We start from the raw sequence: 19,433 nt of genomic DNA, 5'->3' as shown, positions 1-19,433 counted from the left end.
GCCCTTTTGTGTGAGGTGCGGTAATGAGGCTTGTGCTGGTGGGTCCGCCGGGAGCGGGCAAGGGAACGCAGGCGGAGTTCATCGCCTCGCACCTGTCCGTCCCGAAGATCTCGACGGGCGACATCTTCCGGGCCAACGTCTCCCAGGGCACGCCGCTCGGCCTGGAGGCCAAGCGGTACATGGACGCGGGCGGCCTGGTCCCGGACGAGGTCACCATCAACATGGTGCGCAGCCGGCTGGCCGAGGCGGACGCCGCCGACGGCTTCCTGCTCGACGGCTTCCCCCGCACCGTGCCGCAGGCCGTGGCCCTGGACAAGATCCTCGCTGACACCGGCGCGATGCTGGACCTGGTGCTCGAACTGATCGTCGACAACGACGAGGTGATCCGGCGCCTGTCCGGTCGGCGGACCTGCCACGGCTGCAAGAAGATCTGGCACGTGGAGTTCGACCCGTCCTCGCACGAGGGCGTCTGCGACCGCTGCGGCGGCGAGCTCTACCAGCGCGACGACGACAAGGCCGAGACCATCGCCGAGCGGCTCAAGGTCTACGCCCGCGACACCGCGCCGCTGGTCGACCACTACGGCGCGCAGAGCAAGCTCGTCGGGATCGACGCCACCGGGCCGGTGGAGGACGTCACCGAGCGGGCCATCAACGAGCTGCGGTCGTTCAGCGCGTAACATTGGCGGGGGTGATCCCCCGGACGGTGGGCTCCCCGCCCGCCGAAACACAGCTTGATCAACGCCCGCGGGCCGGTGCCCGCGGGCGTTGTCGCGTGCGGGCCCCAGCGGGTCGGCGGTCGACCGCGGCGGGCAGGCGCCCGGCGCGCGGCGGCGGGCGGCGCGACGTACGGCAGGCACGGCAACCAGGAAGGCGTAGGCCGCAGCACATGGACATCGAGATCAAGACTCCCGAGCAGTTGCGGCTGATGCGGGCCGCGGGCCTGGTCGTGGCCGCCGCGCTCGCGGCGACCCGGGACGCGGTCAAGCCGGGCGTGAGCACGGCCGACCTGGACGCCGTCGCCGAGGACGTGATCCGGTCACACGGCGCGGTGCCGTCTTTCAAGGGCTACCACGGCTTCCCGGCGAGCATCTGCTCGTCGGTGAACGAGCAGGTCGTGCACACCATCCCGAACGCCAGGCACGTGCTGGCCGAGGGCGACCTGATCTCCATCGACTGCGGCGCGATCCTGAACGGCTGGCACGGCGACGCGGCCATCACGGTGGGCGTGGGGGAGACCCGGCCCGAACTGCTGCGCATGGCCGCGGTCGCGGAGGACTCCATGTGGGCCGGCATCGCCGCGGCGGCGCGCGGGGTGCGCGCCGGGACCGGGCGGCTGACCGACGTGTCGTACGCGATCGAGTCGTCGATCCGCAACGGTGGCGGACCGTATGCCCGCGCGACCGGAACGCACCGCAAGTACGGCATCGTCAAGGGCTACGGCGGCCACGGCATCGGCACCCAGATGCACCAGGAGCCGCACATCCACAACCACGGCCGTCCTGGCCGGGGCCCGAAGCTGATCCCCGGCATGGCCCTGGCCATCGAGCCGATGATCACGATGGGTTCGGCGCGTACGGTCGAGCTGTCCGACGGCTGGACCGTGGTCACCACCGACGGCTCCGCCGCCGCCCACGTCGAGCACTCGATCGGCCTGTTCGAGGACGGCGTGTGGGTGCTCACCGCCGAGGACGGCGGCCGAGACCGCCTCGGCGACCTCCTCACTTCCCACGCCGCCTGACCCGGCACCCGCCCGCCCGTGGGTGCGTACGGGATGAGATCCGACACACCCGACCGCGGGTTGGTGTACCGCGGTTTGGTATCGATGCCCACCAGGGCGTAGACTGACCAATCGGCGCACCGCGTCCACTCCTTCGTGCTTCCCGCGCTTCGGGAGCCGTTGGAACCGCGGCTGGCGCGGCCGGATTCCCGGTCGTGATGGACCAGGTGGGCCGACCCATTCACCCTATGTCAGGTAGCGGAGGACATGCCGAAGAAGGACGGGGCCATCGAGATCGAGGGCCGAGTTATCGAGCCACTCCCGAACGCAATGTTCCGGGTCGAGCTCGCTAATGGCCACAAGGTCTTGGCCCACATCAGCGGCAAGATGCGTCAGCACTACATTCGCATCCTGCCCGAGGACCGAGTCGTCGTCGAACTCTCGCCGTACGACCTCACCCGCGGGCGGATCGTCTACCGCTACAAGTAACCACTGGCTCACAGGGTGAGTCCGTGTCCGTCTTTCCCTGCCCCGGGTCGCCCGGGGTGGGAATAGCAGCAAAGGCGAGCCGTGAAGGTCAAGCCGAGTGTCAAGAAGATCTGCAACAAGTGCCGCGTCATCCGTCGGCACGGCCGCGTCATGATCATTTGTGACGACCCGCGCCACAAGCAGCGCCAGGGCTGAGTTCAGTCCCTGCCTGCTGAGGCAGTTGCAGCACCACCAGCAATAGCTCGTTCCAGCCGCGGGAACGCTCCGACTCGTCGGACAGCTGCGCGGAACAACCCCCGGTCGGAGGCCGGGGCCTCTCCTGGGCAGGAGGGGGTTGGATCGGGCGCAGACCTCCGCGATATACGAGGAGCAGCCCAGAGATGGCACGTCTCGTCGGCGTCGATCTCCCCCGCGAGAAGCGGGTCGAGATCGCGCTCACCTACATTTTCGGCATCGGCCGCACCCGCTCGGTGGAGCTGTGCTCCGCCACGGGCATCGACCCGAACAAGCGGGCGAAGGACCTCACCGACGAAGAGGTCGTCCAGCTTCGTGACTACATCGAAGCGAACTTCAAGGTTGAAGGCGACCTGCGCCGCGAGGTCGCCGCTGACATCCGCCGCAAGGTGGAGATCGGTTGCTACGAGGGCATCCGGCACCGCAAGGGCCTGCCTGTCCGTGGACAGCGCACCCGCACGAACGCTCGTACCCGCAAGGGCCCGAAGCGCACCGTGGCCGGCAAGAAGAAGCCCGGCAAGAAGTAATTCGGCGCCGTAGCAACCGCATCGAGAAGGAGCGCATAAAGATATGCCACCCAAGGCACGCACCGGGGCTGCTGTAAAGAAGGTCCGGCGCAAGGAACGCAAGAACGTCTCCCACGGGCAGGCGCACATCAAGAGCACGTTCAACAACACCATCGTGTCCATCACGGACCCGACCGGTGCTGTGATCTCGTGGGCCTCCGCCGGCCAGGTCGGTTTCAAGGGCTCGCGCAAGTCGACTCCGTTCGCCGCGCAGCTGGCCGCCGAGGCCGCCGCTCGTCGCGCGATGGAGCACGGCATGCGCAAGGTCGACGTGTTCGTCAAGGGTCCGGGCTCCGGTCGTGAGACCGCCATCCGTTCGCTGACCGCTGCCGGTCTCGAGGTCGGGCAGATCTCCGACGTCACGCCGCAGCCGCACAACGGGTGCCGTCCGCCGAAGCGCCGCCGGGTCTAAGGGAGATAGATAAACAATGGCTCGTTACACCGGCGCAGACTGCCGCCGTTGCCGTCGCGAGAAGGTCAAGCTGTTCCTCAAGGGCAGCAAGTGCGATGGGCCGAAGTGCCCGTTCGAGTCGCGCCCCTTCCCGCCCGGCCAGCACGGCCGCGGTCGTACCAAGGAGTCCGAGTACCTGCTGCAGCTTCGTGAGAAGCAGAAGGCCCGCCGCATCTACGGCGTGCTGGAGAAGCAGTTCCGCGGCTACTACGAAGAGGCCAACCGCAAGTCCGGCAAGACCGGTGAGGTTCTGCTCCAGATCCTCGAGTCGCGCCTGGACAACGTCGTCTACCGGGCCGGCCTGGCCAAGTCCCGTGACCACGCCCGTCAGGTCGTGAAGCACGGTCACTTCCTGGTCAACGGCAAGAAGGTCGACATCCCGTCGTACCGGGTGACCGAGCACGACATCGTCGAGGTCCGGGACAAGTCCCGTCAGCTCACCCCGTTCGTCGTGGCGCAGGCCGAGGCCGGCTCGCGCGGCGTGCCGGCGTGGCTGGAGGTCATCCCCAGCCAGTTCAAGGTCCTGGTCCACTCGCTTCCGGCCCGTCAGGTGATCGACACCCAGGTCCAGGAGCAGCTGATCGTCGAGCTCTACTCCAAGTAGGTAGTGCTCAAGGCCGGTGCGGCATTCTGCCGCACCGGCCTGGCCCGTCACGTGTGGCATCAAATAGCGGATGCCCAACGTATAGGAGATCACCAGTGCTTATCTCTCAGCGACCGACTCTCACCGAAGAGACGATCAACGAGACCCGCTCCCGGTTCACCATCGAGCCGCTCGAGCCCGGGTTCGGCTACACCCTCGGCAACTCGCTGCGTCGTACGCTGCTCAGCTCGATCCCGGGCGCGGCAGTCACGAGCATCAAGATCGACGGTGTGCTGCACGAGTTCACCACGATCCCCGGTGTCAAGGAGGACGTGGTCGAGCTGGTCATGAACGTCAAGGACCTGTGCGTCTCGTCGGAGCACGACGAGCCGGTCAGCATGTACCTGCGCAAGCAGGGCCCTGGCGACGTGACCGCCGGTGACATCCAGCCCCCGGCTGGCGTCAGCGTGCACAACCCGGACCTCAAGCTCGCGACCCTGAACGGCAAGGGCCGGCTCGACATGGAGCTGACCGTCGAGCGGGGTCGTGGCTACGTCACGGCGGCGCAGAACAAGAACGCCGGTGCCGAGATCGGCCGGATCCCGGTCGACTCGATCTACTCGCCGGTGCTCAAGGTGACCTACCGGGTCGAGGCGACCCGTGTCGAGCAGCGCACCGACTTCGACCGTCTGATCATCGACGTCGAGTCGAAGGCCTCCATCCCCCCGCGGACCGCGCTGGCTTCGGCCGGCTCGACCCTCGTCGAGCTGTTCGGCCTGTGCCGCGAGCTGGACGAGACCGCCGAGGGCATCGACATCGGCCCGTCGCCGCAGGACGCGCAGCTCGCTGCCGACCTGGCACTGCCGATCGAGGAGCTGGACCTGACCGTCCGGTCGTACAACTGCCTCAAGCGCGAGGGCATCAACAGCGTTGGTGAGCTCATCGGGCGTACCGAGGCGGACCTGCTCGACATCCGCAACTTCGGGCAGAAGTCGATCGACGAGGTCAAGATGAAGCTGGCCGGGATGGGTCTGGGGCTGAAGGACTCGGCTCCGAACTTCGACCCGGCGCACGTCGTGGACACCTACGGCGAGGCTGACTACGACACTGACGACTACCGCGAGACCGAGCAGCTGTAAGCCTGCCTCGGCAGCTCGGTAAGACATCAAGGAGCACCAATGCCCACGCCCACCAAGGGTCCCCGCCTCGGGGGCAGCCCCGCGCACGAGCAGCTGATCCTGGCCAACCTGGCCACGTCGCTGTTCAAGCACGGGCGCATCACCACCACCGAGACCAAGGCCAAGCGGCTGCGCCCGCTGGCCGAGCGTCTGATCACCAAGGCCAAGCGGGACGACCTCGCGGCCCGGCGTGACGTCCGCAAGACGATCGGCGAGCGGGACACCTTCGTGGCCCTGTTCGAGACGATCGCCCCGCGGTACGCCAACCGCAACGGCGGTTACACCCGGATCGTGAAGACCGGCCCGCGCAAGGGTGACGCCGCTCCGATGGCGATCATCGAGCTGGTCGAGGAGCTCGAGGTGGCGGCGCCCGCCGCGCCGGCCAAGGCCGCCAAGGCCCAGGCCAAGAAGGCTGCTCAGGAGGACAAGGTCGCCGTCCTGTCCGGCGAGGCCGCCGACGAGCCGGCTGCCGACGCGGACGCCGACAAGTAAGGCACGTCCGACCCGAAGCTCCTCTCCCGCCGCGTCACGCGGCCGGGGGAGGAGCTTCGGTCCATTTGCGGGAAGGGCAGAAGGCGATGCGGGTACGGCTGGACGTCGCGTACGACGGCACCGACTTCTCCGGCTGGGCCGCCCAGCCGGGACGGCGCACGGTGGCCGGGGTGCTGCTGGCGGAGCTGGAGCGGATCGCCGGGCCCGGCAACCCGACCGGCCTGACCGTCGCCGGGCGCACCGACGCCGGGGTGCACGCCACCGGCCAGGTCTGCCACGTCGACCTGCCCGACGACCGCTGGGAGGCGCTGGCGCCCACCCTGGTACGCCGCCTGGCCGGGCTGCTGCCCGCCGACGTACGGGTGCTGCGCGCCACCGCCGTGCCGCCGGAGTTCGACGCCCGCTTCTCGGCCCTGTGGCGCCGCTACGAGTACCGCGCCAGCGACGCCGAGGCCGGTCCCAGCCCGCTGCGGCGCCTGGACACCCTGTTCTGGCAGCGCCGGCTCGACCTGGACCGCCTCAACGCGGCCGCGGCCGGACTGTGCGGCGAGCACGACTTCGCCGCGTTCTGCAAGCGCAAGGAGCACGCCACCACCATCCGTTGGATCACCGCGCTGTCCTGGCGGCGCGAGCCGGACGGGGTGCTGGTGGCCACGGTGCAGGCGGACGCGTTCTGCCAGGCCATGGTGCGCAGCCTGGTGGGCGCGATGCTGACCGTGGGGGACGGGCGACGGGAGCCGGACTGGCCCGCGTCGTTGCTGACCCGGACCGAGCGCTCCAGCGACGTCGTGGTGGCGCCGCCGCACGGGCTGAACCTGGTCGCGGTCGGCTACCCGGACGCGGCCGAGTTCGCCGCCCGCGCGGAGCAGACCCGCGCCCTGCGCGGCACCCCGGCGGGAGCCCGCACCACCGGCGCGGACGCCGAGGACTGACCGGCGGCCCGGCCCGGTCAGCCGGCGGACGGGGCTGACGCGGGGGCGGCGCTGGCGTCGGTCGCGCCGGAGGGCGTGATCGGGTCGTAGGCGCGGTCTTCGAGGACCTTGCCGCGCAGGTAGAACTCGATGACGTCGTACAGGATCTGCTTGGCGAACGGGTCGCCGACTGCGATCTCGTCGCCGTCGGAGCGGGCGATCACGCAGTAGACCAGGTAGTGGCCCTTGATGTTCCACCCGGCGTGGGTGGACGACAGCGCCAGCGGACGGGTCTTGCTGTCGGGGGCGTACCCGAGGAAGCGGCCCTTGCCCGCGTCGACGATCGGCTTGATCGCCTCGTACGCCTGCTCGGCGCTGGCCACGGTGTCCAGGTTCACGATGCCGCCGGTGACCAGGTACTGCCCGTTCGGCGAGCGCAGCGTGCCCCGCACGACCTGGCTGCAGCCCAGCTTGGCGATCAGCTTGGTGATGTCGCCGTTGGTGGTCGCCCGGCAGTCCTTGAGCACCTGCGACTTGACCAGCGTGTACGCCTCGGTCGGCTTGTTCACGTCGATGACGATCTTCGACGCGGGGAAGACCTCCTGGATGGTCAACGGCTTGCCGTCGACCTCACGGGAGGAGATGTCGACGGGCATGGCCGTGGGCGGGGGAGAGCTGTTGGCCTGCGCGCCGCTGCTGTTCTTCTCGTCGAGCACCATCAGGACCGAGCCGACCCCGCAGGCCGCGAGCACCGCGATCACGCCGAGCACGCTCAGCGTCTTCTTCCACCGGTTGGACAGGTTCGGGTTGATCGGCAGGCGCTGGAACCTGCTCGCGGCGTCGGCCGGGCGGATCCCGCCGGTGCGCTGCGGCGGTGGTGGCGGCGGCGGGGGCGCGACGGCCGGTCGGGTCGGCGGCGGGGTCACCCGGACCGGGTTGGCCGGGTTGGCGGGCGCGGTCGTCCGGCCGGGCGGCATGGCGCCGGGGCGCGCGGGCAGACCCGGTGAGACGGGGGCGGGCAGCGTGCCCGGCCCGCCGGGGCGCTGGGTGGGCGGCTCCACGCCGCGTCGGGGCGCAGCCGTGGTGGCGCCGCGTGCCACCGGTACGGGCGGCGGGGGCGGGTCGCCCACGCCCCGGGGACGGGCCAACGCGCCGTTGCGGGCGCCGGGCGGCTCACCCGGGACCGGTCCGCCCGGGACCGGGCGGCGGCCGGTGCCCGGCGGCGGGGTCTGGCCGCGGCCCGGCTCGGCACCACGGCGGCCTGGCTCGAACCCGCTGGGCCCGGTGACCGGCGCGCCGGGACGTGCCGGCGGTGTGCCCTGGTCGAACGTGCCACCGCGGCCGAGCCCGCCACGGTCCTGGGTGCCGCGTCCCGGCGCGCCGGACCGGTCCTGGGCACCCCGGCCGGGCGCACCCGCACGGTCCGGAATGCCGCTGCCGGGCGCACCCGCACGGTCCTGGGTGCCGCGACCGGGCGTGCCGGAGCGGTCCTGGCTGCCCCCGTCGCGGCCGAACCCCCGGCCGGTGCGGTCGGGGGTGCCGAGACGGTCCTGGGTGCCACCGCGGGGCGGTGGGGGCTTGCGTTCGACGAAGCCGTTGAACCGGTCCGGTGCCCCGGCACCGGAGGTGGGCGCGTCGGCCGCGCGGCGGCGTCCTACACCTCGGTCGCGGTCTGGTGACTCTGCGTCATGGGTACCTCCCCGCTGCGTGCCGTGTCGACCCGTCCCGGTCTCGCCTGGTGCGCGCGGATCCAGGGGGTCGCGGTCGCGCGGGTCGCGCCGGGAGGACGGAGTCCAGTCCCCTGCGCCAGTCCCGTAGCCGTGAGCCATGTCGCACAGCGTAATGGACGACACAGTCGGACTTAACCCTGCGGCGCGGTGGTCCGTCCGTTCGGGGGAGAATGGCCCGGTGGGCGAGCACTATTTCACCGCGGAGCCGGGCGCGCCGGTCCGACCCCGACAGGTCGAGTTCAGCATCGGCGGCGACGAATACACGCTGACCTCGGCGGGCGGCGTGTTCTCCGCCGACCGGCTGGACACCGGCACGACCGTACTGCTGAAGAAGGGTGACCTGCCCACCGCCGCGAGCACCGGCGCCCTGCTCGACCTGGGTTGCGGCTACGGGCCGATCACGATGGTGCTGGCCCGCCGGGCGCCGGGGGCGCAGGTGTGGGCGGTCGACGTCAACGCCCGTGCGCGCGAGTTCACCGAGGCCAACGCGCAGCGGCTGGGCGTGTCCGAGCGGGTGCGCGTGGCCGAGCCGGACGCGGTGCCGGAAACTGTCGAGTTCGCGCAGATCTGGTCCAACCCACCGATCCGCATCGGCAAGCCCGAGCTGCACGAGCTGCTGCTGCGCTGGCTGCCCCGGCTGGCCCCGGACGGGGTGGCCTGGCTGGTGGTGGGCCGCCACAAGGGCGCGGACTCGCTGCAGGCGTGGCTGAACGAGCAGGGCTGGCAGGCCGACCGGCATGCCAGCGGGTCCGGTTTCCGGGTGCTGAAAGTAACTCGCCCGCAGGCCGCCTGATCAGGCAGGATTCCCGCGTGGGTTACGTGGATGTCTCGGGCGTGTCGTGGACGCTGCCTGACGGACGGGTGCTGTTCTCCGACGTGTCGTTCCGGGTCGGTGAGGGCGCCAAGGTCGCGCTGGTCGGCCCGAACGGGGCGGGCAAGACGACGCTGCTGAAGATGGTCGCGGGCGACCTGCCGACGCCGGTCGGTGGGATCGCGCGCGCCGGCGGCCTGGGCGTGATGCGCCAGTTCATCGGCATGTACGGCTCGTCCGCGGCCACCGGCGCGGCGGGCGGCGGTGACGCGACCCTGGCCGAGCTGGCGTTCTCCCTGGTCGAGCCGCGGCTGCAGGCGGCCGGGGCGAAGCTGGTGCGGGCCGAGGCGGCGATGCGTGAGGCCGAGGCGCGCGGGCGGCTCAGCAGCTCCGCCCAGCAGGCGCAGCTGCGCTACGCCGAGGCGCTGTCGGCGTTCGGCGAGGCGGGCGGTTACGACGCCGAGGTGCTGTTCGACACCGTCTCCACGCTCATCCTGGAGAAGCCATGGGACGAGACCCGGGACCGGCCCGTCCGCACGCTCTCCGGCGGCCAGCAGAAGCGGTTCGCGCTGGAGCTGCTGCTGCGCGGCAGTGACGAGGTGCTGCTGCTCGACGAGCCCGACAACTTCCTGGACGTGCCCGCCAAACGCTGGCTGGAACAGCGGCTGCGCGAGTCGAAGAAGTCCGTCCTCTACGTCTCGCACGACCGCGAGCTGCTCAACCAGACCGCCGACCGAGTGGTCGCGGTCGAGGGCGGCGGCGCGTGGACCCACCCCGGCAACTTCGCCTCCTGGCACGAGGCCCGCGTGGCCCGGCACGACAGCATGGAGGAGCGCCGCCGTCGCTGGGACGAGGAGCACGAGAAGCTGCGCGCGCTGATGCTGATGTACAAGCAGAAGGCGGCGTACAACGACGGGTTGGCTTCGCGGTATCAGGCCGCGCAGACGCGGCTGCGCAAGTTCGAGGAGGACGGCCCGCCGCCGCTGCCGCCCAAGGACCAGCAGATCCAGATGCGGCTGCGCGGTGCCCGCACCGGCAAGCGCGCCGTCATGTGTGAGCAGCTCGAACTGGACAACCTCACCTTCCCGTTCGACCTGGAACTCTGGTACGGCGACCGCCTGGCCGTGCTCGGCGCCAACGGCACCGGCAAGTCGCACTTCCTGCGGCTGCTCGCCCAGAGCCATGGGGACCCGTCGGGGCGGTCGGCCGACGGCGCCGACCACGCCAAGGTGGCCCACCACGGCAGGGCGCGGCTGGGGGCGCGGGTCGTGCCGGGGCACTTCTCGCAGACCCACGACCGGCCGGATCTGGCCGGGCGGGAGCTGATCGACATCCTGTGGCGCGGCGACTCGCACCGGCCGTCGCTGGCCCGCGAGGCCGCGTACAAGGTGCTCGACCGGTACGAGCTGGCCAAGCAGGGCGAGCAGCGGTTCGGCACGCTGTCGGGCGGGCAGCAGGCGCGGTTCCTGGTGCTGCTGCTGGAGCTGTCCGGCGTGACGCTGCTGCTGCTGGACGAGCCCACCGACAACCTCGACCTGGCCAGCGCGGAAGCACTGGAGCAGGGCCTGGAGGGGTTCGAGGGCACGGTTGTCGCGGTGACCCACGACCGCTGGTTCACCCGCTCCTTCGACCGCTTCCTCGTCTTCCAGAACGATGGCGAGGTCGTCGAAACCCCCGAACCCGTCTGGGACGTCCGCTGAGGTCAGGCAGCTTCGGGGAAAGTGCGGGAAGCTTGGCCGCCAAAGCCGCACTTTCCCTGAAACCGCACCATCCCGAAGCGACTTGGTCGCGCGGTAGCGTGTGCGGCATGGGGTTGGGGCGGCTGCATCTGGTGACCGACAGCAGGCCGGGGCGTGACCCGGTCGCGATCGTGCGGGCGGCGCTGAGCGTCGCCACGCCGGACCTCGTGATCCAGTTCCGCCCGGCCGACGACTGGACCGACCGATACTGCTACGACCTGGCGGGCCAGATCGTCGCCCTGTGCCGTACGCACGGGGTGCCGGTGCTGGTCAACGACCGCCTGCACGTCGGTGTCGCGGCGGGCGCCGCGGGCGGCCACGTCGGCGCCGACGATCTGCCCGTGGCGGCGGCGCGGCGGCTGCTCGGGCCGGGCGCGATCCTCGGCGCCACCGCCCGGCTGCCCGCGACGGCGCTGCGCGCGGTCGGCGACGGCGCCGACTACCTCGGCGTCGGCCCCTGCTACGCCACGTACACCAAAGACGACCTGCCGGTGTCGATCGGGCCCGAGGGGCTGCGGGCCGTGGCGCGGCAGTGCGCCGATACCCCCATCATCGCCATCGGCGGGGTGACCGCCGCCCGGGTGCCGGACCTGCTCGCGGTCGGTGCCCACGGCGTCGCCGTGATCGGCGCCGTCTCCGACGCCCCCGACCCGGCTCGCGCGGTCGCGGAGCTGCTCGCCGCCGTCGCGGCGCGACCGTGACCGAGCCGACCCTTCGGGTGCCCTGTCCGGACTGCGGTGGCACGGCGGACCGGGACGTGTCCGGTCAGGTGGACTGGTCCGGCGCGCTGCGTTGGTGTGCCGAGACTCACTGCGCGGCTTGCGGTTTCACGACGTACGCGATGGACGACGTGTTGAGCGCCGCGGAGCGCGCGGCCGTCGCCGCGCAGGAAGGCTGGTTCGCGCTGCTGCTGACGCCCGCCGACAGCGCCGACCCGCGCGTGCGCAGCGCGGTGCGGCATGCGCTCGACCTGACGTTCGCGCAGGTGGTGGCGATGTTCCGGGAGTGTCCACGGCGGCCGGTCACCGGATTGCGGGTTGAGCTGGACCTGGTCGTGGCGCGGATTCGGCGCGCGGCGCCGCGGGCGACGCCGACTGTCGAACCGTTGCCGTGACAACGGGATCGGATGATCGGCGAGTCTGGATGCCGTACGAACACGTGGTTGCCACTCGGTGCGGGCGGGGTTACGCTGCGCTCGGCTGGCCTGAAACTGACGGGTAGCCTACGTAACACACAGGCAACACAACGCATGAGAACCCCACGGGAGCCCAGTGAACTGGGCTGAGAGGGGAGCTGACTCGCTCCCGACCGTTGAACCTGATCCGGGTAATGCCGGCGCAGGGAGGAGAAGCGGATGACTCCGCGCAGGGTATCCGTCGTCGGCGGCGGCATCATCGGACTCTCCATCGCCTGGGAGTGTCGGCGCCGCGGCCACGAAGTCACCGTCCACGACCCCGATCCCGGTAACGGCGCGTCCCATGTGGCCGCCGGGATGCTCGCGCCGGTCGGGGAGTCCTACTTCGGCGAGCGGGAGCTGACCGAGCTGCTGCTGGAGTCCGCCCGCCGCTGGCCCGCGTACGCACGGGAGCTGGCCGCGGCGTCGGGACGCGAGCTGGGGCACCGTACCGAGGGGACGCTGCAGGTCGGGCTGACCGCCGACGACCTGGCGCAGCTGCGACGGCTGTGGACCCACCAGCGGGAACTGGGCACCCCGGTCGTCTCGCTGGACAGCGAGCAACTGCGCGAGCGGGAGCCGCTGCTGCACCCTCGGGCGCGCGGCGTGCTGGTCGAGTCCGACCACCAGGTCGACCCGCGCAGGGTCGTCGCCGCGCTGCGCACGCTGGTTCCGGTGCGACCGACCGCGATCGGTTCACTGACCGAGCTGGACGCCGACGCCGACACGGTGGTGCTGGCCGCGGGCTGCGCCAGCGCCGCGCTGGCCGGGCTGCCGGTGCGGCCGGTGCAGGGCACCATCGTCCGCCTGCGCGGGCCGGTGGTGCTGCGCCACGTCATCCGGGGGTACGCCGACGGCAGGGCCGTCTACCTCGTCCCCCGTGCCGACGGTGAGGTGCTGGTCGGGGCGACGGTCGAGGAACGCGCCGACGGGCACGCCACCGCCGCCGGGGTCAGGGATCTGCTGCGCGCCGCCACCGACCTGGTGCCGGAGCTCGGCGAGCACGCGCTGGTCGAGGTGTCGACGGGCCACCGCCCCGGCACCGAGGACAACGGTCCGATCGTCGGCGAGCTGGAGACCGCCGGGGCGAGGGCGCCCCGACTGCTCGTCGCGACCGGGCACTACCGCCACGGGGTGCTGGCCGCCCCGTACACCGCGCACGCCGTCGCCGACCTGGTGGACGGGCGGGCGCTGCCCCTGCTGTGGGCGCCCTTCACGCCGCAACGCCTTTCCGCCGGAGGTGCCAGATGATCACAGTCGTCGTGAACGACGTTCCCCGCCGGACCGATGACACCGATACCGTCGCCGAGCTGCTGAACAACCTGCCGGTGCCGCCGCGCGGGGTGGCGGTGGCGGTCAACGGCGAGGTGGTGCGCCGGGCCGACTGGCCGCGGCACCGCCTGGTCGACGGCGACCGGGTCGAGGTGCTCACCGCGGTGCAGGGCGGCTGAGGTGGACGACAGGTTCTCCCTCGGCGGGGTCGAGTTCAGCTCGCGCCTGATCCTGGGCACGGGCGGCGCGTCCAGCCTGCACTCGCTGGAGCAGGCGCTGGTGGCCAGCGGCACCGAGCTGGTCACCGTGGCGCTGCGCCGGATCGACCCGAGCACCCCGGCCGGGCTGATGGACGTGCTGGAGCGCTGCGGGGTCCGGGTGCTGCCGAACACCGCCGGCTGCTTCACCGCGGCCGACGCCGTACGCACCGCGCACCTGGCCCGCGAGGCGTTCGGCACCGACTGGGTAAAGCTCGAGGTGATCGGGGACGAGCGGACGCTGCTGCCCGACGCGGTCGAGCTGCTGCGGGCGGCCGAGCGGCTGGTCGAGGACGGGTTCACCGTGCTGCCGTACACCACCGACGATCCGGTGCTGGCCCGGCGCCTGGCCGATCTCGGCTGCGCCGCGGTGATGCCCGCCGGTGCCCCGATCGGGTCAGGCCTGGGCATCAGCAACCCGCACCACATCGAACTGATCCGCGAGGCGGTGACCTGCCCGGTCATCCTCGACGCCGGGATCGGCACCGCCAGCGACGCCGCCCGCGCGATGGAGCTGGGCTGCGACGCGGTGCTGCTGGCCAGCGCGGTCACCCGGGCCGAGGACCCGGCCGCGATGGCCGCCGCGATGCGCCACGCCGTGCTGGCCGGACGGCTCGCCGCGAAGGCCGGGCGCATCCCGGTGCGCCGGTACGCGCTGGCGTCGACCTCGGCCGAGGGCCTGCCGTCATGGTGAGCCCGGTGCGCGGGGTGGTCGTGGTGACCGACCGCGGCCAGGCGGCCCGGCCGCTGACCGAAGTGGTCGCCGCGGCGGTCGCGGGCGGGGCGCGGCACGTGCTGCTGCGGGAGAAGGACCTGCCCCGACCGGCGCGACTGGAACTGGCGTACGCGCTGCGGGCGCTGCTCGAACCGGTCGGCGGTCTGCTCATCGCGGGCGGCCAGGACGTGCTCGAAGGCGAGGCGCTGCACCTGGCCGCAGGGGCGGTCGCCCCGCTGGGCCGTCCGCACGTGCTCGGCCGCTCCTGCCACGGCGAGGCCGAACTGGCCCGCCTGACCGCCGAGGACTACGCCACCGTCTCCCCGATCTGGCCCACCGTCACCAAACCCGGCTACGGCCCGGCGCTGGGCCTTCCCGAGCTGCGCAGACTGTGCCGGGTGGCGGACCGGCCGGTGCTGGCGCTGGGCGGGGTGACCAGCCCCGAGCAGGTGGCCGGGTGCCGGGAGGCGGGCGCCGCCGGCGTCGCGGTGCTGGGTGCGGTCATGCGCGCCGAGGACCCGGCCGAGGTGACCGCGCGGCTGTGCGCGGCGTGGGACGGCGTGTGCGACGGCTCCGGCCGTCGCGGGGCGACAGTGATCGCATGACCCCTCACCAGACCCCTCACATTGTGCTGACCATCGCCGGGTCGGACAGCAGCGGCGGGGCGGGCATTCAGGCCGACCTGAAGACGTTCGCGGCGCTCGACTGCTACGGCGCCAGCGTGATCACGGCGGTGACCTCGCAGAACACCAAGAACATCAGCGACGTGCACGCGCTGCCGCCCTCGGTGGTGGCTGCGCAGCTCGGCGCCGTGCTGGAGGACCTGCCCATCTCGGCGGTGAAGATCGGCATGGTGGCCAGCGGCGAGATCGCGGGCAACATCCGCGCCCGCGCCCGCAACGGCGAGCTGCCGCGCATGGTGCTCGACCCGGTGCTCACCGCCTCGACCGGGCGGCGGCTCGGCATCGTCAGCGCGATCGAGCGGCTGCTGCCGTACGCGACCGTGGCCACACCCAATGTGGACGAGGCGTCGGCGCTGGTCGGCTGGCAGGTCGCCACCCCCGCCGACATGGCCGGGGCGGCCGCGCAGCTGGCCTCGCAGGGGCCGCAGTGCGTCGTGGTGACCGGCGGCGACCTCGGCGGCGCGGAGTCGGTCGACGCGGTCTGGACCGCCAACGGCACGCGGTTCATGCGCGCCCCGCGCATCCCGACCGGCAACACCCACGGCACCGGCTGCACGTTCTCGGCCGCGATCGCGGCGCGGCTGGCGCAGGGCTACCCGGTCGAGGACTCGATCGCCTACGCGAACCGGTATGTGCGCGCGGCGCTGCTGGGCGCGCAGGACTGGCGGATCGGCAGCGGGGCGGGCCCGCTGAACCACTTCCCCCGACTCAAGGAGGCAACATGACGAGCAAGGTGGCCGCCGAGGATTCAGGCCGGATGCGGCGCAAGGTCTATGTCGAGGGCTCGCGTCCCGACATCCGGGTGCCGTTCGCGGAGGTCGAGCTGACCGACGGCAGCACCCCGGTGCGGCTGTACGACACCTCCGGCCCCGGTGTCTTCGCCGACCTGCCCCGCACCGACTGGGTCGAGGATCGTCGCCTGCACGGCGCCCCCGTCACCCAGCTCGGCTGCGCGCGGGCCGGAATCGTCACCCCGGAGATGGAGTTCGTGGCCGTCCGCGAGGGCGTGACCCCGGAGTTCGTCCGTGACGAGATCGCCGCCGGCCGGGCGGTGCTGCCCGCCAACGTCAACCACCCCGAGATCGAGCCGATGATCATCGGCAAGGCGTTCCTGGTGAAGGTCAACGCCAACATCGGCACCTCGGCCGTCACCTCCGACGTCGCCGAGGAGGTCGACAAGCTCACCTGGGCCACCAAGTGGGGCGCGGACACGGTGATGGACCTGTCCACCGGCCCGCGCATCCACGAGACCCGCGAGGCGATCGTGCGCAACTCGGCCGTGCCGATCGGCACCGTGCCGATCTACCAGGCGCTGGAGAAGGTCAAGGGCGACCCGCTGAAGCTGACCTGGGAGATCTACCGCGAGACCATCATCGAGCAGGCCGAGCAGGGCGTGGACTACATGACCGTGCACGCGGGCGTGCTGCTGCGCTATGTGCCGCTGGCCGCCGACCGGGTCACCGGCATCGTCTCGCGCGGCGGCTCGATCATGGCGGCGTGGTGCCTGGCCGGGCACCGGGAGAACTTCCTGTATACCCACTTCGAGGAGCTCTGCGAGATCTTCGCCAAGTACGACATCACGTTCTCGCTGGGTGACGGGCTGCGGCCGGGGTCGATCGCGGACGCCAACGACGAGGCGCAGCTGGGCGAGCTGCGTACCCTCGGGGAGCTGACCGAGATCGCGTGGCGGTACGACGTGCAGGTGATGGTCGAGGGCCCCGGCCACGTGCCGATGCACAAGATCAAGGAGAACGTGGACCTGCAGCAGGAGTGGTGCCACGAGGCGCCGTTCTACACGCTCGGGCCGCTGACCACCGACATCGCACCGGCGTACGACCACATCACCAGCGCCATCGGCGCCGCCATGATCGCGATGTGGGGCACCGCGATGCTGTGCTACGTCACGCCGAAGGAGCACTTGGGGCTGCCGGACCGCGACGACGTGAAGGCGGGCGTGATCGCGTACAAGATCGCGGCGCACGCCGCGGACCTGGCCAAGGGGCACCCGGGCGCCCAGGCGTGGGACGACGCGCTGTCCAAGGCGCGCTTCGAGTTCCGCTGGGAGGACCAGTTCAACCTGGCGCTGGACCCGGACACCGCGCGCGCCTACCACGACGCGACGCTGCCCGCCCCGGCCGCGAAGACGGCACACTTCTGCTCCATGTGCGGGCCGAAGTTCTGCTCCATGCGCATCAGCCACGAGCTGAAGGAGTACGCCGCCAAGGGCATGGCCGACAAGTCCGCCGAGTTCGTCGAGTCCGGCGGCAAGGTGTACCTGCCACTCGCCTGACCCCCCGTCGCCCGCCTCGCCGCCCCGCCCCGGGCGCGCGGGGCGGGCGCGCCGCGCTGCGATCGTGGCACGCTGCCCTGGCGTGGTGGAGGGCTCCGCCTTCACCAGCTCGGGTCGTCGATCGGGCGCAGCAGCGGCAGGCCGTCCAGGAGCTGCACGATCAGTTTGGCGTTGCCGGTGGGCAGGTGGCTCATCCGCAGGTTGCGGTGGATCGGGCAGTCGCAGGTGGGGTCCAGCGGCGCCGGGCAGGCCGCGCGGGCCAGGCGCAGCGGTGCGATCGCGGAGTCGTCGAGGTGCCAGAACCGGTCCTCGGGCCGCCAGCCGTTACCGTCCCGGCGCCGTCGACCCAGGGTCGCCTCCTCGTCGCAGGCGCACGCGCACAGCCACGTCTCCACCGGGCCGTCGGCCGACACCGCGAACCATGCCCCGAACCGCAGGTCGCAGTCGTCGAGCGAGGCATGCTCCGAGGACCGTCCGAGCACGTCGGGACGGTCCAGGCGAATGCGGTCCTCGCCTCGGACCGCCTCGCGAGTGGAGACCGTCTCGACCTTCGCGACCGCGTCCACGGCGTCTTTCATCAGCGCGATCAGGTCACCGGCCGGTGCGGACAGGTCCTCGGCGGTGGCGACCGCGAGCCGCACCGTGCAGACCCCGACCGCGTCCAACTGCACCGACAGGCGGCCGGGCCGCCCGGCGACGACCACGTCGCGGCCACTCAACTCGGTGTCGACGGGCACCGGCTCGACGGGCGCGGCGGCGGGCAGGCCCAGCTCCCGGCACAGTGGTTCCAGGCGGTACTTCGTCATCCACCGCACCCGCTCGACCCACACCTGTCGACCGCCGACCCGCAGTGACGGCGCCCGGCGGTGCACCCGCTGCCGCTTCTCCCACTCGGTACGCCAGAAGATCTCCCGCACGGTGTCGGGGTCCGGCAGGGGCGTCGCGCCCTCGATCCGCCCGACCAGCTCGGCTGCCTCGTCGGGGCGGACCCAGTCCCAGGTGTCGTCGAATTCGGGGCGCAGGACGCGGCCCCAGCCCGGGTCGTACACCCAGCTGCCCTGGCGGTGCAGCCAGAGCAGGCAGTGCTCGTAGCCGGGGTAGCGCGCGTCGGCGACGCTCCGGCCGCTGATCAGGACGGTCATCGGCGGGGCATCGCGGCGGCGGTCGGCCTCGGTCGCGTAGACGACGAGGTAGTGGAGTTCGGCGTTGTAGCCCTCCGGCGGCCGCCCGGGGTCGGGCGGGAGCGGGTCAGAAGGCCGGGCGGGCGGGGGCACGGCGTGGGGCCAGGGCGATGACGGTCGTGACCAGCAGGCCCACCACCACCGCGATCATCGCGCCGAGGTACGCGTCGGCCTGGTAGCTCAGCGAGCGGGACAGGCCCGGCCCGCCGATGCCGTACGCGATGGCGATCAGCAGCGGACCCGCCGCGCCCGACAGCGCGATCAGCGTGCGCGAGCGCCCGGCGCGCCGGGCCGCCAGCCCGCAGATCAGCGCCACGAGCACTGCCAGCACCGGAGCGGTGAACGAGGCGCGCGGGATCGGCTGCAGCGAGCTGATGTCGAGCACGCCCAGCCGGATCGGGTCGTAGTAGTCGCCCAGCGCGTCGCGGTTGCGCCCGAACTGGGCCGTGTCCAGGAACGACACCACCGCCAGCAGCCACATCCCGGCGGTGAACGCCCACAGGTTGGTGCTCAGCGGGCTGCGGGCGACCACGAACAGCGACAGCAGCAGCCCCGCGAGCACGCCCGCGCCGACCGCGAGCGCGGCGGTGAGCTGCGGGTCGAACGACGCGTGCAGCACGGCGTACCGCGCGGGCTGCAGCGTCAGCGGCAGTGAGACCGTGGCGGCGCCCAGGGCGGCGGTGCACGCCGCGAGCGCCCGGACGCCCGCACTGACGCGTCCGGTCTCCCGCTGCGCCATCCCGGCGGCGAAGGTGGCCCCGCCGACGGTCGCGCACAGCGCGAACCAGGCGATCCAGCTCAGCTGCAGGTTCCAGTCGTTGTCGGTGCCGGCCAGGAACTCGCGGTCCAGGCGCAGCGCGTTGAGGCCGTACACGACACCGAACTGTGCCGCCGCGACGAGGGCGGCCAGGCCGAATCCGGCCGCCAACTGCCGTACCCAGAAACGCATCACGCGGGGAC

General features: G+C 72.0%; 23 protein-coding genes and 1 riboswitch. Of the genes, 20 read left to right on the top strand and 3 right to left on the bottom strand.

What is annotated here, in order from left to right:
• Nucleotides 1–23 precede the first annotated feature (23 nt).
• The 10 genes from KUA19_RS06545 (at nt 24) to truA (ending at nt 6,642) form a co-directional block, all read left to right on the top strand.
• Complete coding sequence (locus KUA19_RS06545; RefSeq protein ID WP_217395175.1) at nt 24–677, top strand: adenylate kinase; 654 nt, start codon at nt 24–26, stop codon at nt 675–677.
• Nucleotides 678–886: 209 nt separating this feature from the next.
• Nucleotides 887–1,738 (top strand): type I methionyl aminopeptidase, encoded by an 852-nt coding sequence (gene map, locus KUA19_RS06540; RefSeq protein WP_217395174.1) that lies wholly within the window; start codon nt 887–889, stop codon nt 1,736–1,738.
• A gap of 246 nt (nt 1,739–1,984) precedes the next feature.
• A complete protein-coding gene (gene infA / locus KUA19_RS06535) occupies nt 1,985–2,206 on the top strand; it encodes a translation initiation factor IF-1 (protein ID WP_007073013.1) in 222 nt (73 codons plus the stop codon).
• A gap of 81 nt (nt 2,207–2,287) precedes the next feature.
• Nucleotides 2,288–2,401 carry a 50S ribosomal protein L36 gene (gene rpmJ / locus KUA19_RS06530; protein ID WP_020520458.1) on the top strand — a complete coding sequence of 38 codons (114 nt, stop codon included), beginning with the start codon at nt 2,288–2,290 and terminating at the stop codon, nt 2,399–2,401.
• 185 nt (nt 2,402–2,586) lie between these two features.
• Nucleotides 2,587–2,967 (top strand): 30S ribosomal protein S13, encoded by a 381-nt coding sequence (gene rpsM / locus KUA19_RS06525; protein WP_217395173.1) that lies wholly within the window; start codon nt 2,587–2,589, stop codon nt 2,965–2,967.
• Between the two features lie 43 nt (nt 2,968–3,010).
• The gene (rpsK, locus tag KUA19_RS06520; protein ID WP_212827702.1) at nt 3,011–3,418 is read left to right on the top strand and encodes a 30S ribosomal protein S11; all 408 of its coding nucleotides are present in this window, start codon (nt 3,011–3,013) and stop codon (nt 3,416–3,418) included.
• Between the two features lie 16 nt (nt 3,419–3,434).
• Nucleotides 3,435–4,061: a 30S ribosomal protein S4 gene (gene rpsD, locus KUA19_RS06515; protein WP_217395172.1), complete on the top strand. Its 627-nt coding sequence runs from the start codon at nt 3,435–3,437 to the stop codon at nt 4,059–4,061.
• 95 nt (nt 4,062–4,156) lie between these two features.
• Nucleotides 4,157–5,179: a DNA-directed RNA polymerase subunit alpha gene (locus tag KUA19_RS06510; protein ID WP_212827699.1), complete on the top strand. Its 1,023-nt coding sequence runs from the start codon at nt 4,157–4,159 to the stop codon at nt 5,177–5,179.
• 39 nt (nt 5,180–5,218) lie between these two features.
• Nucleotides 5,219–5,710 carry a 50S ribosomal protein L17 gene (rplQ, locus tag KUA19_RS06505; protein ID WP_217395171.1) on the top strand — a complete coding sequence of 164 codons (492 nt, stop codon included), beginning with the start codon at nt 5,219–5,221 and terminating at the stop codon, nt 5,708–5,710.
• An 86-nt stretch (nt 5,711–5,796) separates the two neighbouring features.
• Nucleotides 5,797–6,642, top strand: a complete 846-nt coding sequence (truA, locus tag KUA19_RS06500; protein WP_217395170.1) for a tRNA pseudouridine(38-40) synthase TruA — start codon at nt 5,797–5,799, stop codon at nt 6,640–6,642.
• Between the two features lie 17 nt (nt 6,643–6,659).
• Here the strand turns inward: truA and KUA19_RS06495 are convergent, their stop codons facing one another.
• Nucleotides 6,660–8,450 carry a hypothetical protein gene (locus KUA19_RS06495; protein ID WP_217395169.1) on the bottom strand — a complete coding sequence of 597 codons (1,791 nt, stop codon included), beginning with the start codon at nt 8,448–8,450 and terminating at the stop codon, nt 6,660–6,662.
• A gap of 13 nt (nt 8,451–8,463) precedes the next feature.
• On the opposite strand from KUA19_RS06495, the gene KUA19_RS06490 reads away from it, so the two are divergent.
• The 10 genes from KUA19_RS06490 to thiC all read left to right on the top strand — a co-directional run bounded on the left by KUA19_RS06490 (nt 8,464) and on the right by thiC (nt 17,292).
• Entirely contained in the window at nt 8,464–9,144 is a 681-nt protein-coding gene (locus tag KUA19_RS06490; RefSeq protein ID WP_217395377.1) for a class I SAM-dependent methyltransferase, read from the top strand.
• Nucleotides 9,145–9,161: 17 nt separating this feature from the next.
• On the top strand, nt 9,162–10,862 hold the full coding sequence (locus KUA19_RS06485) for an ATP-binding cassette domain-containing protein (protein WP_217395168.1): 1,701 nt from the start codon (nt 9,162–9,164) through the stop codon (nt 10,860–10,862).
• A 107-nt stretch (nt 10,863–10,969) separates the two neighbouring features.
• A complete protein-coding gene (gene thiE / locus KUA19_RS06480) occupies nt 10,970–11,602 on the top strand; it encodes a thiamine phosphate synthase (protein WP_217395167.1) in 633 nt (210 codons plus the stop codon).
• 56 nt (nt 11,603–11,658) lie between these two features.
• Nucleotides 11,659–12,015: a hypothetical protein gene (locus tag KUA19_RS06475; protein WP_217395166.1), complete on the top strand. Its 357-nt coding sequence runs from the start codon at nt 11,659–11,661 to the stop codon at nt 12,013–12,015.
• Between the two features lie 136 nt (nt 12,016–12,151).
• A riboswitch (TPP riboswitch) is annotated at nt 12,152–12,262 on the top strand.
• On the top strand, nt 12,256–13,326 hold the full coding sequence (gene thiO / locus KUA19_RS06470; RefSeq protein ID WP_217395165.1) for a glycine oxidase ThiO: 1,071 nt from the start codon (nt 12,256–12,258) through the stop codon (nt 13,324–13,326). Its footprint overlaps the riboswitch before it by 7 nt.
• Nucleotides 13,323–13,526 (top strand): sulfur carrier protein ThiS, encoded by a 204-nt coding sequence (thiS, locus tag KUA19_RS06465; RefSeq protein ID WP_217395164.1) that lies wholly within the window; start codon nt 13,323–13,325, stop codon nt 13,524–13,526. Before thiO ends, thiS begins: the two co-directional genes overlap by 4 nt.
• Nucleotide 13,527: 1 nt before the next feature.
• Nucleotides 13,528–14,298, top strand: a complete 771-nt coding sequence (locus tag KUA19_RS06460) for a thiazole synthase (protein WP_217395163.1) — start codon at nt 13,528–13,530, stop codon at nt 14,296–14,298.
• The gene (locus tag KUA19_RS06455) at nt 14,292–14,924 is read left to right on the top strand and encodes a thiamine phosphate synthase (RefSeq protein ID WP_217395162.1); all 633 of its coding nucleotides are present in this window, start codon (nt 14,292–14,294) and stop codon (nt 14,922–14,924) included. The genes KUA19_RS06460 and KUA19_RS06455 overlap by 7 nt, the downstream gene beginning before the upstream one ends.
• Entirely contained in the window at nt 14,921–15,727 is an 807-nt protein-coding gene (thiD, locus tag KUA19_RS06450) for a bifunctional hydroxymethylpyrimidine kinase/phosphomethylpyrimidine kinase (protein ID WP_217395161.1), read from the top strand. Before KUA19_RS06455 ends, thiD begins: the two co-directional genes overlap by 4 nt.
• Nucleotides 15,728–15,759: 32 nt before the next feature.
• Nucleotides 15,760–17,292: a phosphomethylpyrimidine synthase ThiC gene (thiC, locus tag KUA19_RS06445; RefSeq protein WP_217395376.1), complete on the top strand. Its 1,533-nt coding sequence runs from the start codon at nt 15,760–15,762 to the stop codon at nt 17,290–17,292.
• Between the two features lie 101 nt (nt 17,293–17,393).
• Here thiC and KUA19_RS06440 read toward each other — a convergent pair whose 3' ends face one another.
• A complete protein-coding gene (locus KUA19_RS06440) occupies nt 17,394–18,566 on the bottom strand; it encodes a hypothetical protein (protein WP_217395160.1) in 1,173 nt (390 codons plus the stop codon).
• A complete protein-coding gene (locus tag KUA19_RS06435; RefSeq protein WP_217395159.1) occupies nt 18,541–19,425 on the bottom strand; it encodes a hypothetical protein in 885 nt (294 codons plus the stop codon). Before KUA19_RS06435 ends, KUA19_RS06440 begins: the two co-directional genes overlap by 26 nt.
• Nucleotides 19,426–19,433 lie beyond the last annotated feature (8 nt).

Source organism: Catellatospora tritici, from assembly GCF_019083965.1.
GTDB classification, from domain to species: Bacteria; Actinomycetota; Actinomycetes; order Mycobacteriales; family Micromonosporaceae; genus Catellatospora; species Catellatospora tritici.
This window is presented reverse-complemented; position numbering and strand designations above follow the sequence as displayed.

Excerpts from the sequence above, each read along its gene's own strand:
- thiE (WP_217395167.1), top strand. The coding sequence starts at position 10,970 with ATGGGGTTGGGGCGGCTGCATCTGGTGACCGACAGCAGGCCGGGGCGT.
- rplQ (WP_217395171.1), top strand. The coding sequence starts at position 5,219 with ATGCCCACGCCCACCAAGGGTCCCCGCCTCGGGGGCAGCCCCGCGCAC.
- thiC (WP_217395376.1), top strand. The coding sequence starts at position 15,760 with ATGCGGCGCAAGGTCTATGTCGAGGGCTCGCGTCCCGACATCCGGGTG.
- KUA19_RS06545 (WP_217395175.1), top strand. The coding sequence starts at position 24 with ATGAGGCTTGTGCTGGTGGGTCCGCCGGGAGCGGGCAAGGGAACGCAG.
- thiD (WP_217395161.1), top strand. The coding sequence starts at position 14,921 with ATGACCCCTCACCAGACCCCTCACATTGTGCTGACCATCGCCGGGTCG.
- rpsK (WP_212827702.1), top strand. The coding sequence starts at position 3,011 with ATGCCACCCAAGGCACGCACCGGGGCTGCTGTAAAGAAGGTCCGGCGC.
- KUA19_RS06490 (WP_217395377.1), top strand. The coding sequence starts at position 8,464 with ATGGACGACACAGTCGGACTTAACCCTGCGGCGCGGTGGTCCGTCCGT.
- KUA19_RS06455 (WP_217395162.1), top strand. The coding sequence starts at position 14,292 with ATGGTGAGCCCGGTGCGCGGGGTGGTCGTGGTGACCGACCGCGGCCAG.
- thiS (WP_217395164.1), top strand. The coding sequence starts at position 13,323 with ATGATCACAGTCGTCGTGAACGACGTTCCCCGCCGGACCGATGACACC.
- rpsM (WP_217395173.1), top strand. The coding sequence starts at position 2,587 with ATGGCACGTCTCGTCGGCGTCGATCTCCCCCGCGAGAAGCGGGTCGAG.
- truA (WP_217395170.1), top strand. The coding sequence starts at position 5,797 with ATGCGGGTACGGCTGGACGTCGCGTACGACGGCACCGACTTCTCCGGC.
- thiO (WP_217395165.1), top strand. The coding sequence starts at position 12,256 with ATGACTCCGCGCAGGGTATCCGTCGTCGGCGGCGGCATCATCGGACTC.
- KUA19_RS06495 (WP_217395169.1), bottom strand. The coding sequence starts at position 8,450 with ATGGCTCACGGCTACGGGACTGGCGCAGGGGACTGGACTCCGTCCTCC.
- rpsD (WP_217395172.1), top strand. The coding sequence starts at position 3,435 with ATGGCTCGTTACACCGGCGCAGACTGCCGCCGTTGCCGTCGCGAGAAG.
- map (WP_217395174.1), top strand. The coding sequence starts at position 887 with ATGGACATCGAGATCAAGACTCCCGAGCAGTTGCGGCTGATGCGGGCC.
- infA (WP_007073013.1), top strand. The coding sequence starts at position 1,985 with ATGCCGAAGAAGGACGGGGCCATCGAGATCGAGGGCCGAGTTATCGAG.